8 protein-coding genes are annotated in these 15,825 nt (G+C 67.3%); all 8 read right to left on the bottom strand.

Going from position 1 to position 15,825, the window contains the following annotated elements:
• Positions 1–31: 31 nt before the first annotated feature.
• The gene (locus tag ACK6C6_RS06520; RefSeq protein WP_209586014.1) at positions 32–2,170 is read right to left on the bottom strand and encodes a S46 family peptidase; all 2,139 of its coding nucleotides are present in this window, start codon (positions 2,168–2,170) and stop codon (positions 32–34) included.
• 88 nt (positions 2,171–2,258) lie between these two features.
• On the bottom strand, positions 2,259–3,665 hold the full coding sequence (locus tag ACK6C6_RS06515; RefSeq protein ID WP_409267307.1) for an efflux transporter outer membrane subunit: 1,407 nt from the start codon (positions 3,663–3,665) through the stop codon (positions 2,259–2,261).
• Positions 3,666–3,675: 10 nt separating this feature from the next.
• On the bottom strand, positions 3,676–6,936 hold the full coding sequence (locus ACK6C6_RS06510) for an efflux RND transporter permease subunit (RefSeq protein ID WP_409266477.1): 3,261 nt from the start codon (positions 6,934–6,936) through the stop codon (positions 3,676–3,678).
• On the bottom strand, positions 6,933–10,043 hold the full coding sequence (locus tag ACK6C6_RS06505) for an efflux RND transporter permease subunit (protein ID WP_409266475.1): 3,111 nt from the start codon (positions 10,041–10,043) through the stop codon (positions 6,933–6,935). The genes ACK6C6_RS06510 and ACK6C6_RS06505 overlap by 4 nt, the downstream gene beginning before the upstream one ends.
• A gap of 115 nt (positions 10,044–10,158) precedes the next feature.
• Positions 10,159–11,505, bottom strand: coding sequence for an efflux RND transporter periplasmic adaptor subunit (locus tag ACK6C6_RS06500; protein WP_409266473.1), 1,347 nt, complete (start codon positions 11,503–11,505; stop codon positions 10,159–10,161).
• A 265-nt stretch (positions 11,506–11,770) separates the two neighbouring features.
• The gene (sppA, locus tag ACK6C6_RS06495) at positions 11,771–13,627 is read right to left on the bottom strand and encodes a signal peptide peptidase SppA (protein WP_409266471.1); all 1,857 of its coding nucleotides are present in this window, start codon (positions 13,625–13,627) and stop codon (positions 11,771–11,773) included.
• A gap of 44 nt (positions 13,628–13,671) precedes the next feature.
• Complete coding sequence (locus ACK6C6_RS06490) at positions 13,672–15,141, bottom strand: sodium:solute symporter (RefSeq protein WP_209586009.1); 1,470 nt, start codon at positions 15,139–15,141, stop codon at positions 13,672–13,674.
• A 130-nt stretch (positions 15,142–15,271) separates the two neighbouring features.
• Positions 15,272–15,712, bottom strand: coding sequence for a hypothetical protein (locus ACK6C6_RS06485; protein WP_409266470.1), 441 nt, complete (start codon positions 15,710–15,712; stop codon positions 15,272–15,274).
• Between the last annotated feature and the right edge of the window lie 113 nt (positions 15,713–15,825).

The raw sequence follows: 15,825 nt of genomic DNA, 5'->3' as shown, positions 1-15,825 counted from the left end.
CCGGCGGCGGTTCTGGATCAAGCTTTCCCGCTTACTTCTTCGGATACTTGATCGTCATTTCCTTCAGCAGGTTGTCGGCGTGGTCGACTTCCTTCATCACCCACAGCATGTAGCGGATGTCGACGTGGATCGCACGCGTGATCGCGGTATCGAAGTACCAGTCCTTGGTGATCGATTCATAAGTCGAATCGAAGTTCAGGCCCACCAGTTCGCCGCGCTTGTTCATCACGGCCGAACCCGAGTTGCCGCCCGTGGTATCGGCGCTCGACAGGAAGTTCACCGGCACCGTGCCCAGCACCGGGTCCTTGAACACGCCGTAGCGCTTGGCCTTGATCGCATCCAGCAGCGGCGCGGGGGCGATGAACGGATCCTTGTTGGTGGCCTTCTCGACGATGCCTTCCACCGTCGTGAACGGCCCCTTGACCAGGCCGTCGCGCGGGGCGTAGGGCGCCACGGTGCCGTAGGTCACGCGCAGGGTCGAGTTGGCGTCCGGGTAGACCGGCTTGCCCTGCGACTTCTTCCAGGCGATGACGGCCGCCATGTACTGCGGGATCACGCGTTCGAGGTTGCCGTCGATCTCGTTGCGGCGGTTTTCCAGCGCCATGCCGGTCTCGTGCAGGCGCACGGCCAGCTGGATGAAGGGGTCGTTCGACTTGCGGAAGGCGTCCGCATCCTTGCCGATCCAGGCCAGGCGCTTGGCGGTGTCGGCCAGCTCGGTCGCCTTGTACATCGCGTTCAGCGCGTTCGGCGCCGGCAGCAGCCCGTCCAGGCCCTGCGGGTGCATCTTCGCATCGATGCGGGCATAGCGCGCCAGCGCGGCGCCCCAGCGGGCTTCGTCGACCTGGGGCACGAAAGACTGCTCGAGGCGGGTCAGGCGCGCCTTGATGAAGGACAGGTCGCGCTCCTGGTAGCCCGACTCGCGCTGCGCGTCCGGCTTCTGGCGCTCCAGCGCCAAGCGGTACAGGGTGCGCGCGCTCTTGAGCAGGTCGCTGTGCGTCGCTTCGGCCCAGGCGGCTTCCTGGCGCGAGGCCGCCATGTCCTGGGCGATCACGCCATCGAGTTCGCCCAGCAGGCCCTTGGCGCCCTTGCCATTCTGCTTGTGCCAGGCGCGGAACTCGGCGTCCTGCACGTCCTTGATCGCGGCGATGTCCTTGCGCGCGAAGCCGTCCAGCAGGCCTTGCGTCTTCTTGAGCACGTTGTTCAGGCTCTTGGCCACGCTCGCGTAGCGCACGTCCCAGGCCGGGTTGCCCATGGTGGCGGCCGAGATCACCGACAGGTCGGCGGTGATTGCACCTACCTTGGCGGGGAAATCGACGTCGCGCGCGAAGCGGATCTCGCTCGGCAGCTTGTAGCGGCTGGTGCGGCCCGGATAGCCTGCCAGCAGGATCGGATCGCCGTTCTTCAGGCCTTCCGCGGAGACCACCAGGAAGTCCTTCGACTTGTAGGGCACGTTGTCGGGCGACGGGTCGGCCGGGCGGCCATCCTTGCCGACGTAGGCGCGCAGGAAGGCGTAGTCGCCGGTCTGGCGCGGCCATTCGTAGTTGTCGATGTCGCCGCCGAAGTTGCCGATGCGGTCGGACGGCGCGTACACCAGGCGCACGTCGCGGATCATCAGCTGCTTGATGCGGTAGTACTCGAGGCCGCGGTGGAAGGCCGGCACCGAGCAGCGGGTCGACTTGTCGGTCTCGCACTCCGCCACCAGCGCCTTGATGCGCGACTCCACCAGCTCGTGGCGATCGCGGCCCGACATGGTCGGGCTCAATCCCTTGAGGACGCGGTCGGTGACGTTCTCGACCTTCTCGGTCACGTACACCAGGGTGTTCGGGCCGCCCGGCAGTTCATCGGCGCGGGTCTTGGCCAGGAAGCCGCCCACGATGTAATTCTTCTCGGGGGTCGAATTGCGCTGGACCGCGCCATAGGCGCAGTGGTGGTTGGTGACCACCAGGCCATCCGGCGACACGAACGAGGCCGAGCAGCCGCCGAGCGAGACGATGGCGCTCATCGGATGCTTGCTCAGGTCGGCCAGTTTCTCGGCCGGGATGGTGATCCCGATACGCTTGAGTTCGGATTTGAGTTGCGGCAGCTGGTGCGGTTGCCATTGGCCTTCATCGGCGAGCGCGAAGTTTGCGACGCCGATCAAGGCAACAGGCAGGACGAACGATTTGAACAAGGTAGACCCCAGATGAATAAAAAAGCACCCGGCAGTATAACTTTGTTATATATGCATGAGGTCGTTTTTTGGCGTAATGACGGGCAGTTCAGCCCTGCTCCTGCCCCGCGCGCCAACCGCCGCCCAGCGCCTGGATCAGCGCCACCGCCGCCGCCTGGCGGTCGGCCTGCACCTGCACCAGCTGGCGGCGCGCACTCAGGGCGGTGGCCTGCGCCTGCACCACTTCCGAATAGCTCACCTGCCCCGCGCGGTAGCGGTTCAGGATTTGCTGCTCGACCTTGTCGGCGGCTTCGGAAGCCACCCGTGTCAGCTCCTGCTGCTGCTCCAGGATGCGGGTCGCGCTGAGCTGGTTCTCCACGTCGGCGAAGGCCGTGAGCACCGTCTGGCGATAACGCGCGACGGTCGCCTGGTGGCGCGCCTCGGCCCCCGCCACGCTGGCGCGGGTGGCGCCGGCGTTGAAGATCGCCTGCGCCGCCGACAGCCCGAAGGACCAGGCGGCATTCGATGCCGAGAACAGGTCCGACACGCTGCTGCCGCCGCTGCCGAGCGAAGCCGACAGGCCGATGTTCGGGAAGTAGGCCGAGCGCGCGATGCCGATCTCCGCATTCGCGGCCGCCACGTCGCGCTCGGCGGCAGCGATGTCGGGGCGGCGCTGCAGCAGTAGCGAAGGAACCCCCACCGGCACCGCCGGCACCGTCACCCGCCATTCGGGCAGCGGGGCGAGCGTGAACTCGCTCGGCGCCTTGCCGACCAGGACCGCGATCGCGTGCTCGAACTGGGCGCGCTGGCGGTTCAGGCTCAATTCGTCGTTGCGGGCATTGGCCAGCTGGGTCTGGGCCTGCAGCACGTCGGTGCGGGCAACGATGCCGACATTGAAGCGGTTGGTCGTGATCTGCAGCTCGCGCTCGTAGCCGGCGATGGTGCGCGCCAGCAGGCTGCGCTGGGCGTCAATGGAACGCACGGCAAAATAATTCGCCGCCAGCTCGCCCTGGGCCGACAGGCGCGCGCTGGCCAGGTCGGCAGCCGTGGCCTCGGCACTGGCCTGGGCGCTGGTGACGCCGGCCCGCAGGCGGCCCCACACGTCCGGCTCCCAGCTGCCGCCCAGGTTCAGCCGATAGGCATTGTCCGCGCCCTGCCCGCGCACGCCCGCGCGGTCGCCGGACAGGTTCAGGTTCACGGTCGGGAACAGGGACGCGCGCTGCTGCGCCACCAGCGCACGCGCCTGCGCATAGTTGGCAACCGCCACCGCCACGTTCTGGTTCGAGACCTCGATGGCATCCGCCAGCTCGTTCAGCACCGGATCGTCGAACAGCTGCCACCAGGGGCCGCGTTCGAGCGCATCGGCGGGCGCCGCCGGCACCCAGCCCTGGGCTTCCTTGAAGGCCACCGGTTCCGGCGTCGTTGGGCGCTGGTAGGCGGGGCCGACGGCACAGCCGCCGGCGATGCCGGCAGCCAGGGCGACGAGGGAGAGGCGGTACATGGCGTGGGTTCTCATCATGGATTCGTTATTTTGCTGGGATCGGCTGATCGAGGTCGGCATGGCGGGTCAGCTCATGCTCGTTCGGCTTCCTGGTGCGCAGCTTGTCGAGCAGGACGTAGACGACCGGCGTGGTGAGCAGGGTCAGGAGCTGGCTGGCGACCAGGCCGCCGATGATGGCGATGCCGAGCGGGCGGCGCAGCTCCGAGCCTTCGCCGAAACCGATCGCCAGCGGCAGCGCGCCCAAGGCAGCGGCCAGGGTGGTCATCAGGATCGGGCGGAAGCGCAGGATGCAGGCTTCGCGCACCGCCTCCACCGCGGAGAGGCCGCGCGCACGCTCGGCCTCGAGGGCGAAGTCGATGATCAGGATGGCGTTCTTCTTGACGATGCCGATCAGGAGGAAGACCCCGATCAGGGCAATGATCGAGAACTCCATCCGGAACAGCAGCAGGGCCAGCACCGCGCCCACGCCCGCCGAAGGCAGCGTGGACAGCACCGTCACCGGGTGCACCAGGCTTTCGTACAGGATGCCGAGCACGATGTAGATCACGACGATCGCCGCCAGGATCAGCATCGGCTGCTCCTTGCTGGATTCCTGGGCGGCGCGCGCCGTGCCCTGGAAGCTGCCGCGCACGTTGGACGGCATGGCGATGTCCGCTTCGGCCTGCTTCACCGCGGCCTGGCCGTCCTCGAGGTTGAAGCCTTGCGCCAGGTTGAACGAGACGGTGGTCGACAGTTCGCCGTCCTGGTGGTTGACCGAGGTCGGGGTCGAGCTTTCGGCGTAGCTGGCAATCGCGCTCAGGGGCACCATGGTGGTGAGGCCGGTGGACAGCGCTGCACCGCTGGACGGGTCGCGCGCGGCGGTCAGGTTGGTGGAGGAAGCGGCCGTGCCGGACGTGGACTGCGTGCCGGTGGCGGTCCCACCGCCGCCGCCGCGCGCCGGCACGTAGACGTCGCGCAGGGCTTCCGGCGACTGGGCATAGCGCTGGGCCACGCCCATGATCACGCGGTACTGGTTCAGCTCGTCATAGATGTTGGCCACCTGGCGCTGGCCGAAATTGTTGTACAGCGCATTGTTGACGTCGCGCGTACCGATGCCCAGGCGCGCCGCCGTGTCCTTGTCGATGGTGACGAAGGTCTCGACGCCGTTCTCGGCCTGGTCGGTGTCGACGTCGACCAGCGCCGGCTGGCGCTTCATCGATTCGGCCAGGCGCGTGGCCCATTGCTTCAGGTCGGCCGCGTTGTCGCTCTTGAGCGTGTACTGGTAGGTCGAGTTGCTGGACCGCCCGCCCATGCGCAGGTCCTGCACCGGGTTCAGGAAGATCGACACGCCGGTGACGCGCGCCAGCTTCGGTCGCAGGCGCGCGATGACGGCCTGTCCGGTATCGCCTTTCGCGCGCTCGTCGATGGGTTTCAGGTTGATGAACATGAAACCGCCGCCCGCGCGCCCGCCGCCGGTGAAGGCGACCACGGTGTCGACCGCCGGGTCGCGCCGGATGATGTCCACCAGCTGGCGCAGCTTGCCCTGCATGGCCTGGAAGGAGATGCTCTGGTCGGCGCGGATGCCGCCGTTGAGCTGGCCGGTGTCCTGCTGCGGGAAGAAACCCTTCGGCGCCGCCGCGAACAGGTAGACGTTCAGGCCGACCACGAAAGCGAGGATGATCATCACCAGGAGCTTGCTGTCGAGCGCCCAGTCGAGCGCGTGCCGGTAGACCCGCAGCGTGCGATCGAAGCCGCGCTCGGACCAGCGTGCGAGTAAGCCGGGCTTCTTGTCCTTGTCTTCCTTGCGCAGCAGCCAGGCGCACATCATCGGCGTCGTGGTCAGCGAGATCACCAGCGAGATCATCACCGCGGCCGACAGGGTCACGGCGAATTCGCGGAACAGCCGGCCCACCTGCCCGCCCATGAACAGCAGCGGAATGAACACCGCTACCAGCGACAGCGAGATCGACAACACGGTAAAGCCCACTTCGCGCGCGCCCAGCAGCGCCGCCTTCATGCGGTCCATGCCGGCCTCGATGTGGCGCGCCGTGTTCTCCAGCACCACGATGGCGTCGTCGACCACGAAGCCGGTGGCCACCGTCAGCGCCATCAGGGACAGGTTGTTCAGGCTGAAGCCCAGCATGTACATGACGCCGAAGGTGCCCAGCAGCGACACGACGGTGGCCACCGCCGGGATGATGGTGGCGCGCAGGCTGCGCAGGAACACGCTCACCACCAGCACCACCAGCAGGATCGACAGCACCAGGGTGAACTCGATCTCGTGCAGCGAGGAGCGGATCGAATTGGTGCGGTCCGAGGCCACCTGCAGGCTGACGTCGCCGGGCAACTGGGCCTGCAGGGTCGGCAGCAGCGCGCGCACGCCGTCCACGGTCTCGATGACGTTGGCGTCCGGCTGGCGCGTCACCAGCACGATGACCGCCGGCTGGCCGTTGAACAGGCCGAGCGTGTTGACGTTCTCGACGCCGTCGATGACCTCGGCCACGTCGCGCAGGCGGATCGCCGCGCCGTCGCGCCAGGCCACCACCAGGTCGCGGTAGTCCGCCGCCTGCGGCCGGCCCTGGCCGGGGGTGCTCCCCTCCTTGGCGGCGGGCTGCGAATAGATCTGGAAGCGGTTGCCCGCCCCTTCGATCGCGCCCTTCGGGCGGTTGGCGTTGGTGGCCTGGATCGCGGCGCGCACGTCCTCGCTCGACAGGCCGTATTTGTTCAGCGCATAAGGCAGCAGCTCGACGCGCACCGCCGGCAGCGAGCCGCCGCCGATCTCGACCTCGCCCACGCCCTTCACCTGCGCCAGGCGCTGCTGCACCAGGTTCGATACCGATTCGTAGATTTGGCCCGGCGAACGGGTCTTCGAAGTGAGCGCCAGGATGATCACCGGCGCGTCCGAGGGGTTGGCCTTGCGGTAGGTCGGGTTGCTGCGCAGCGTGGCCGGCAGGTCGGCGCGCGAGGCGTTGATCGCGGCCTGCACTTCGCGCGCGGCCGAGTCGATCTTGCGGTTCAGGTCGAACTGCAGGCTGACCCGGGTCGAGCCGTTGCTGCTGCTCGAAGTCATCTCGTTGACCCCGGCGATCACGCCCAGCCTGCGCTCCAGCGGCGTGGCCACGCTCGAGGCCATGGTCTCGAGGCTGGCGCCGGGCAGCGAGGCCGACACCGAGATGGTCGGGTAGTCGACCTGCGGCAGCGGCGAGACCGGCAGCACGAAGAAGGCGGCGATGCCGGCCAGCGCCAGGCCGATCGTCAGCAGGACGGTCGCGATCGGGCGTTCGACGAAGGGCCGCGACAGGTTCATGCGCCGATCCTCTCGGGCTTGTTCGGCGCCCTTCCGCGCTTGTCCCCACCCCTGCGTTGCGCCAGGCGGTCGAAGGCCAGGTAGATCACCGGCGTGGTGAACAGCGTCAGCAGCTGGCTGACGATCAGGCCGCCGAAGATGGCCAGGCCCAGCGGGCGGCGCAGCTCGGCGCCCTCGCCCGTGCCCAGCATCAGCGGGACGGCGGCGAACAGCGCGGCCAGCGTGGTCATGATGATCGGACGGAAGCGCAGCAGCGCGGCCTGGCGGATCGCCTCCAGCGGCGCCTTGCCCTCGTCGCGCTCGGCCTCGATGGCGAAGTCGATCATCATGATCGCGTTCTTCTTGACGATGCCGATCAGGAGGATGATGCCGATGATGCCGATCACCCCAAGCCCCTGCCCGGTCACCCACAGGGCCAGCAGCGCGCCGACGCCGGCCGACGGCAGGGTCGACAGGATGGTCAGTGGGTGCACATAGCTCTCGTACAGCACGCCCAGCACGATGTACACGCAGACCACGGCCGCCAGGATCAGCCACAGCTGGTTCGACAACGAGGCCTGGTAGGCGCCGGATGCGCCGAGGAAGGTCATGCTGACCGCGTTCGGCATCTTGATTTCTTCCGCCGCCTTGTGGATCGCATTCACCGCAGTGCCCAGCTTGACGCCTTCGGCGGTATCGAAGCCGACGGTGGCGGCCGGATACTGGGCCACGTGGGTGATCTGCAGCGGCGCCTCGGCCTCGCGGATGGTGGCTACCGCCGACAGCGGGGTCGGCTGGCCCGAGCTGGTGCGCAGCTGCAGGCGGTTCAAGCTTGCCAGCGACATCGCCTCGTCCTGCTGGGCCTCGAGGATCACCCGGTACTGGTTGGTTTCGGTGAAGATGGTCGAGACGATGCGCTGCCCGAAGGCGCTGTAGAGCGCGTCGTCGATCGAAGCCGCCGTGATGCCCAGGCGCGAGGCGGTGTCGCGGTCGATGTCGATGTAGGCGGCGCTGCCGACGGCGCCGGCGTCGGTGGTGGCGTTGCGCACTTCCTTCTTGGTGGCCATCTGGGCAACCAGCTTGCGTGCCCATTCGTTCACGGTGGCGCTGTCGGCGCCCTCGATCGACAGGCGGTACTGGGTCGGGCCGCTTTCGGCGTCGATGGTCAGGTCCTGGGTCGGCTGCAGGTACAAGGTGACGCCGGCCACGTTGGCCACCCGGCTGCGCAGCCGGTTCATGATCGCTTCCTGGTCGCCGCGTTCCTCGGCCTTCAGGTTGATCAGCATGGTGCCGGTGTTGAGCATCGTGTTGTTGGCCGCGTCCACGCCCACGTAGGAGCTGAGCGAGGCGACCGCCGGATCCTTCAGCACTTCGGCGGCGGCAAGCTGCTGGAGCCTCGCCATCTCGGCATAGGAGATCGACTGGCGCGCCTGCAGGCGTGCCTGCAGCTGACCGGTGTCCTGGGTCGGGAACAGGCCTTTCGGAATGACCACCCACAGCAGCGCGGTCAGCACCAGGGTGGCCAGGGCCACCAGCAGGGTCAGGCCCTGGCGCGCCAGCACCCAGCCCAGCGCGACGTCATAGCGCCCGATCACGCGGTCGAAGAAGGCCTGGGACTTTTGCGCGAAGCGGCCCGGGCGCTCTTCTTCATGGCTCTTGAGCCAGCGCGCCGACATCATCGGCACCAGCGTGAGCGAGACCACCATCGAGATCAGGATGGTCACGGCGAGGGTCACCGCGAACTCGCGGAACAGGCGGCCGACCACGTCGCCCATGAACAGCAGCGGAATCAGGACCGCGATCAGGGACACGGTCAGCGAAATGATGGTGAAGCCGATCTGGGTCGCCCCCTTGACCGCCGCCGCCATCGGTTTCTCGCCCTCTTCGATATAGCGTGCGATGTTCTCGATCATGACGATCGCATCGTCGACCACGAAGCCGGTGGCGATCGTCAGCGCCATCAGGGACAGGTTGTTCAGGCTGTAGCCCATCAGGTACATGACGCCGAAGGTGCCGACCAGCGAGATCGGCACCGCCAGGCTGGCGATCACGGTGGCACGCAGGCTGTGCAGGAATGCGAAGATCACCAGCACCACCAGCACCACGGCCAGCAGCAGTTCCATCTGCACGTGCTCGACCGAGGAGCGGATGCCGGCGGTGCGGTCGCTCAGCACGTCCATGCGCACCGCGCTTGGTAAGCCCGCCTGCAGCTCGGGCAGGCGCTCCTTGATGCCGTCCACGGTGGCGATCACGTTGGCGCCGGGTTGGCGCTGCACGTTCAAGATGATGGCCGGCTTCATGTTGGCCCAGGCGCCGATGCGCACGTTCTCGGCGCTGTCGACCACGCGCGCCACTTCTTTCAGGCGCACCGGGGCGCCGTTGCGGTAGGCGACGATCAGGTTCTGGTAGTCCTCGACCGCCAGCAGCTGGTCGTTGGCGTTGATCGCGTAGGAACGGGTGGGGCCGTCGAAATTGCCCTTGGCGCTATTCGCGTTGGCCGCCGTGATGGCCGAGCGCAGGGTGTCCAGGCCCAGGCCGTAGGAGGCCAGCGCCTCGGTATCGGCCTGGATCCGCACCGCCGGGCGCTGGCCGCCCGACAGGGTCACCAGGCCCACGCCCGAAACCTGGCTGATCTTCAGCGCCAGGCGCGTGTTGACCAGGTTCTGGACCTCGGTGAGCGGCAGCGTGTCGGAAGTAATCGCCAGGGTCAGCACCGGCGCGTCGGCCGGGTTGACCTTGGCGTAGACCGGCGGCGCCGGCAGGTCGGTCGGCAGCAGCGAGCCGCCGGCATTGATGGCGGCCTGTACCTCCTGCTCGGCCACGTCCAGGGTCTGGCCGAGGCCGAACTGCAGGGTGATCACCGACACTCCGGCCGCGCTGGTGGAACTCATGCGCGTCAGGCCCGACATCTGGCCGAACTGGCGCTCCAGCGGCGCGGTGACCGTGCGCGCCATCACTTCGGGACTCGCGCCAGGGTACAGGGTCTGCACCTGGATGGTCGGGAAGTCCACCTGCGGCAGCGCCGACAGCGGCAAGAAGCGGTAGCCGACCAGGCCGGCCAGCACGATGGCCAGCATCAGGAGCGCGGTGGCGACCGGCCGACGAATAAATGGGGCGGATGGGCTCATGAGGTGCTCCCGTACGGCGCGTCAACGCGGGCGTGATTTGAACGCGCGCACGGCAGAGCCGTGCACCCTACGTAGGGTGGACGGGTCTCCCGTCCGCGCGTCCAACGCACGCTGATCATTGTTGCGCTCCCTGACGCTGGCGGCGTCCCTCGCCCTGCCCTTGCTGCCCACCCGCGCGCGCACCTTGCGGCCGGTCGCCCGGCAAGGTCACCTTGGCCCCATCGCGCAAGCGATCCGCCCCTTCGGTAATCACCTGCTCGCCCACCTTCAGGCCGGTCTTGATCTGCACCTTGTCCACGGTCGCCTGCCCGCGCGTCACCGCGCGCTGCGACACCGTCTTCTCCTGCGGATTGAGCACGAACACGAAGTCGCCGTTCGCCCCATGGCGCAGTGCCGTCACCGGCACCACCACGGCGCCCTCGATGGTGTCCAGCTGCAGGCGCAGGTTGACGAACTGGCTCGGGAACAGCTTGTTGTCGCTGTTCGCGAAGCGCGCCTTGGCGCGCACGGTGCCGGTCTGCACGTCAACCTGGTTGTCGAGCGCAATGAAGCTGCCCGTGGCCAGCTGATCGGTGCGGGTACGGTCCAGCGCGGTGGCCGGCAGCTTCGCGCCTTGCGCGATGCGTCCCTGCAGCGCCGGCACCTGGTCCTGCGGCACGGTGAATTCGACGTCGATCGGCGACAGCTGGGTGATCACCGCCACGCCGTTCGCATCGCCGGTGTTGACCAGGTTGCCGATATCGACCGTCCGCAGGCCCACCCGGCCGGAGATCGGCGCCTTGACCTGGGTGTAGCCGACATTGAGCTGGGCGATGCCTTCGGCCGCGCGGTCAGTCATGACCGTGCCCTCGAGCTGCTTGACCAGCGCCGCCTGGGTATCGACTTCCTGGCGTGCAATCGACTCCTGTTCCAACAGGGTGCGGTAGCGGCCGAGTAGCAGGCGCGCGTTCTCGAGCTGAGCCTCGTCGCGCTGGCGCTGGCCGCGCGCCTGCAGCAGCGCCATCTCGAAGGGGCGCGGATCGATCGTGGCCAGCACCTGGCCGGCCTTGACCGTCTGCCCTTCGGTGAACAGGATCTTCTGCACCACACCCGAGACCTGCGGCCGCACGGTGGCGGTGGCCGCCGGCACCACGGTACCGAGGGCGTCGATCAGGATCGGGATGTCGGCCTGTTCCGCGGTCGCGACGCCCACCGTGGTCGCCGGCCCGCCGCGCCCGCCCCGGCCGCCGCCACCGGCGCCAGGACCGCCGCCAGCGCCGGGACCGCGTGCGCCGGCCGCCCCCGGCGGGCCGCCCGCGCCCTCGCCCGCCGGACGGTGTGTCAGGTACCACGCCAGCGCCGCCAGGCCGGCCATCGCGAGCACTGCGATGACGGTCCCGATCAGGCGCTTGCGGCGCCTGGCCTCGGGAGACGGGGGTGGTGGGCTCGTGAGGGCGGACTTGGGGGACTGGTTCGAATCCATGCTCAACCTTGTTCTTATGGGCAGAATGTTATTCAGATAACGTTGTGCCCAAAAGATTAGCATGGCGCACTGCCCTGATATGTTTCGTAACGTACATTGCGCGCACGATGCTGTTACATGAGCGGGACGCTTCTTTACATCGATTTACACCGATGACCACCAAATCCGCGGAGTAAACGGGAAACGGGTGCGGAATCGCTTCCGCACCCGTCTGTTTGCCGTAGCACTCGGTTACAAAGTGGCTACAAATCCGGCGCCGTCCCGGTCATGGCGTGCCGCACAGGCAGTGGGTCACCGCGGCGAAGGGCTTGCGGCCGTCGGCGACGTCTTTCAGGAAGGCCATGTCCTGCGCCACCTGGGCCACGGGGCCGGCTGGCAGCGCCGCTTCCATCAGGCCGAGCTTGACCTGGATGTTGACGGCTTGCGCGGTCGAGGCGCCCATCATGTTCAGGAAGCGCTCGATGCGGCTGACCGGCCGCTCGATGTAGGCCACCCGGTAGTCCTCGCCCAGCTTGGCGCGCTTGGCGGCCGAGGCCAGCGCATCGCGGTAGCCGCCCAGGCGGTCGACCAGGCCTCGTTCCTTGGCCTGGGCGCCGGTCCAGACCCGGCCCTGCCCCACTTCGTCGATCTTCGCCGGAGTGGTCTTGCGCGCGTGCGCCGCCTTGGTGGTGAACTCGCTGTACACGTGGTTGATGCTGCTCTGGACCAGCGAGCTGAAACGCGGATCGATCGGGCGCAGCGGGTTGTAGGCATCGGCCAGCCAGGTGGTGGTGACGCCGGCGGTATGGATGCCCAGCTTGTCGCTGATCTTCTCGGCGGTCGGCAGGATGGTGAACACGCCGATCGAGCCGGTGATGGTGGCCGGGTCGGCGATGACTTCGTCGGCCGCCATCGAGATCCAGTAGCCGCCGGAAGCGGCCACGCTGCCCATCGACACCACCACCGGCTTGCCGGCGGCGCGCGTCAGTTCCAGCTCGCGCCGGATCAGCTCCGAACCATAGGCGCTGCCGCCTGGCGAATCGACGCGCAGCACCACGGCCTTGACCTGTTCGTCCTCGCGCGCCTGGCGGATCAGGTTGGCGGTAGTGACGCCGCCCACCACGCCGGGGCCGCTGGTGCCCTCGGTGATGTTGCCGGAGGCGGTGATCACGCCCACCGCATCGCCGAAGGGCCGGGCTTCGTGACGCGCCAGGTAATCGTGGTAGCCGACCTGGCGGAAGGATTTGATGCCCTCGTCCCAGGCGCCGCGCTTGGCCAGCATGGCGCGGATCTCGTCGCGGGTCTTGATACCGTCCACCAGCTTGGCGCCCAGCGCCACCTGCGCCGCGCTGCCGCCTGCCGCTTCCATCTGCTGCGGCAGCGTCTCGATCCACCTGGCCACGCTGCCCGCGGGGAGCTTGCGGTTCTTCTCGACCTGGGCCGTGTAGTCCTGCCACAGGGCGTTGTACAGGAAGCTGTCGGCTTCCTGGGCCGCTTCCGACGGGCCGTTGGCGATATAGGGTTCGGCGAAGCTCTTGTAGGTGCCGACCTTGATCAGGTTGACGGTCACGCCCAGCTTGTCGAGCGCGTCGCGGTAGTAGTTGCGGCGACCGCCGAAGCCTTCGATCAGCACCATGCCCATCGGGTGCACGTAGACTTCGTCCGCGTGCGAAGCGATCAGGTAGCGCTTCTGGTCATAGGTGCCGCCCCAGGCCACTACCTTCTTGCCGGCAGCCTTGACGCGGTCGAGCGCGGCGCCCACCTCGCGCAGCTGGGCCAGGCCGCCGCCGTTCATCTGGTCGAGCAGCAGCACCACGGTGCCGATGTGCTTGTCCTTTGCCGCGGCGTCGAGCACGCGCAGCAGGTCGCGCAGGCGCACGCTGCGCTTGCTGTCGCCGCCGATGGAATCGAGCACCGTGTCCTCCAGGCTCGACTGGTACTGCTCGACCAGGTCGCCCTTCAGTTCCAGCACCAGGGCGGTCTTCTCGCCGATCGGCTTGACGCCGCCCGAGCTCATGATCGAGATGACGATGATCACGAACAGCAGGAACAGCAGGTTCATGAAGGTGCGGCGCGATACGTCGACCGCGTGCCACAGCATGCCGAAGGCGCGGCGCAGCGCACTCAGGGGTTTGAAAGCCATCGAAACTCCGTCTTCAGTCTATATGAAAGGCGCAGGCCGTCTTGTTAGACGGTGACTGCGGCCGTCCCGGCCTTTTCCTTGTGGGAGATGGCGAACAGGCCGGCAAACACGAGTATGCCATTTACCATGAGCAATTCCAGCCCAAGGCGGTAGGAACCGAGCAAGTGTTCCTGATTGTACTCAAGGAGAGCGCAGAGAATCGGCGCGCCAATCGTAATGTACGGCACCAGGCGGTCGGTCAGGGTGCGGCGCGTGAGCATGCCGAAGGCGAACAGGCCCAGCAGCGGACCGTAGGTATACGCCGCCAGCTTCAGGATCACCCCGATCATGCTCGGGTTGTCGGCCGCCTTGAAGCCCAGCACCAGGACCAGGAACAGCGCGGCAAAGCCCAGGTGCACGCGGCGGCGCAGGCTTTCCTTGGCCGCTTCCGTCATGTCGGTACGGCGCTTGATGCCCAGCAGGTCGATGCAGGTCGACGAGGTCAGCGCCGTGATCGCGCCGTCGGCGCTGGGGAACAGGGCCGAGATCAGCGCGATCAGGAACACGACCTGCAGCGCCGCCGGCAGGTGGCCCATCACCACGGCCGGGAAGATCTTGTCGCCGCTTGCCGTGACGCCCGCGACCGGCGCATACAGGTACAGCAGGCCGCCCAGGAACAGGAAGGAGAGCAGCACCACGACCAGCACCGCAGTCAGGGTCAGCATGTTCTTCTGCGAGTCCTTCAGGGTCTTGACCGAGATCGTCTTCTGCATCATTTCCTGGTCCATGCCGGTCATCGTGATCGTGATCAGGGCGCCGGCGATGATCTGCTTGAGCCAGAAGTTGGGGCTGTCCAGGTCGTGCGTGAAGATCCTGGCCAAACCTTGCGACTGCATCTGGTTCAGGCTTTCCGGCACCGACATGTTCAGTTCGCCCAGCAGGATCCACACGCATGCGAACAGGCCGAACAGCATGGCGCTGGTCTGCAGGGTGTCGGTCCAGACAATGGTCTTGACGCCGCCCTTGTAGGTATACAGCAGGATCATGCCCAGCACGACGAGGGTGCTGAGCCAGAACGGCACGCCGAGGCTGTCGAGGATGATCGCCTGCAGGATATTTACGACCAGGTACAGCCGCGCGGTGGCGCCGAGCAGGCGCGACACGATGAAGAAGCCCGCACCGCTCTGGTAAGCGCGCCGGCCGAGGCGGACGTCGAGGTAGTGGTAGATCGAGGTCAGCTGCAGGCGGTAGTACAGCGGCAGCAGCACGTAAGCCACGGCGATGTAGCCGATCACGTAGCCGATCACGATCTGGGCATAGCCGAAGCCGTCGACGCCGACCGCGCCCGGCACGCTCACGAAAGTCACGCCGGACAGCGTGGTGCCGACCATGCCGAAGGCCACCAGCATCCAGTTGCTGCTCTTGTTACCGATGAAGAAGCTGTCGTTGTTGGCGTTGCGGGAGGTGGCCCAGGCCACCGCGAGCAGGAGCGCGAAGTAGCCGATCAGGATTGCGAAAAGGAGTGCCGGGGACATGGAATTCCAGTGGGGTTATCGTTTCGCCCAGCAATATACACCTAAGCGATGCCACCGGGAATGCAGCAAGCTAGCCCTGTTATGCCCGTGGGTTATGCCCGCCAGGCTATTTCCCCACGTGCGGGCGGCCCTAGGCTTCTTCGCCCTGCACCCGCTCGAAGGGGCCGATGCAGGTGTTCATGGTCTCGTCCGCGCACATCAGGAACAGCGCCCCGGAGGGGTGGAAACGGATGTAGTTGGTGGCGGTGGTGCCGGGTTTCATGATGGCGCCGGCGCAGTCCTTCTTGCCGTTGTCCTTGACGATGCGGTCTTCCAGCCGGTAGAAGCCCTTGGCGCTGGGCTTGGCGGGGATGCGGTATTCGCTCTCGGAGACTTCTTCGGCGCTGGTGACGAGGGTGGTGCCGTCACCGCGGAAGCGGTAGGTTTCCGAGCAGCCGAGGTCGGGCAGGCTCAGTTTCCAAATGCCCAGGATGGGATGATCGGCCGGCGGCGCGGCCTGGGCCGCGGGCGGGGCGGCGATCAAGGCGATCGAGAACAAGGCCCCAGTCAACACCGCGGCAGGCACACGCATGGCAGGCTCCTTCGCACGTCGCGACAGCCGGGCGGACGCCGCGGCAGGCCCGCGCATGCGGACGGTGCCATTATTGCAGGGGCGGCGCGCGCACGTCGCACGCGCCGCCGTAT

Origin of the sequence: Massilia sp. BHUDP2, from assembly GCF_046236355.1 — a bacterium.
Classification (GTDB): domain Bacteria; phylum Pseudomonadota; class Gammaproteobacteria; order Burkholderiales; family Burkholderiaceae_D; genus Telluria; species Telluria varians.
The sequence above is the reverse complement of the archived record's forward strand: the minus strand, read 5'-3'. Positions and strand labels throughout refer to the sequence as shown.

Excerpts from the sequence above, each read along its gene's own strand:
- ACK6C6_RS06515 (WP_409267307.1), bottom strand. The coding sequence starts at position 3,665 with ATGAGAACCCACGCCATGTACCGCCTCTCCCTCGTCGCCCTGGCTGCC.
- ACK6C6_RS06510 (WP_409266477.1), bottom strand. The coding sequence starts at position 6,936 with ATGAACCTGTCGCGGCCCTTCGTCGAACGCCCGATCGCGACCGTCCTG.
- ACK6C6_RS06505 (WP_409266475.1), bottom strand. The coding sequence starts at position 10,043 with ATGAGCCCATCCGCCCCATTTATTCGTCGGCCGGTCGCCACCGCGCTC.
- ACK6C6_RS06500 (WP_409266473.1), bottom strand. The coding sequence starts at position 11,505 with ATGGATTCGAACCAGTCCCCCAAGTCCGCCCTCACGAGCCCACCACCC.
- sppA (WP_409266471.1), bottom strand. The coding sequence starts at position 13,627 with ATGGCTTTCAAACCCCTGAGTGCGCTGCGCCGCGCCTTCGGCATGCTG.
- ACK6C6_RS06490 (WP_209586009.1), bottom strand. The coding sequence starts at position 15,141 with ATGTCCCCGGCACTCCTTTTCGCAATCCTGATCGGCTACTTCGCGCTC.
- ACK6C6_RS06485 (WP_409266470.1), bottom strand. The coding sequence starts at position 15,712 with ATGCGTGTGCCTGCCGCGGTGTTGACTGGGGCCTTGTTCTCGATCGCC.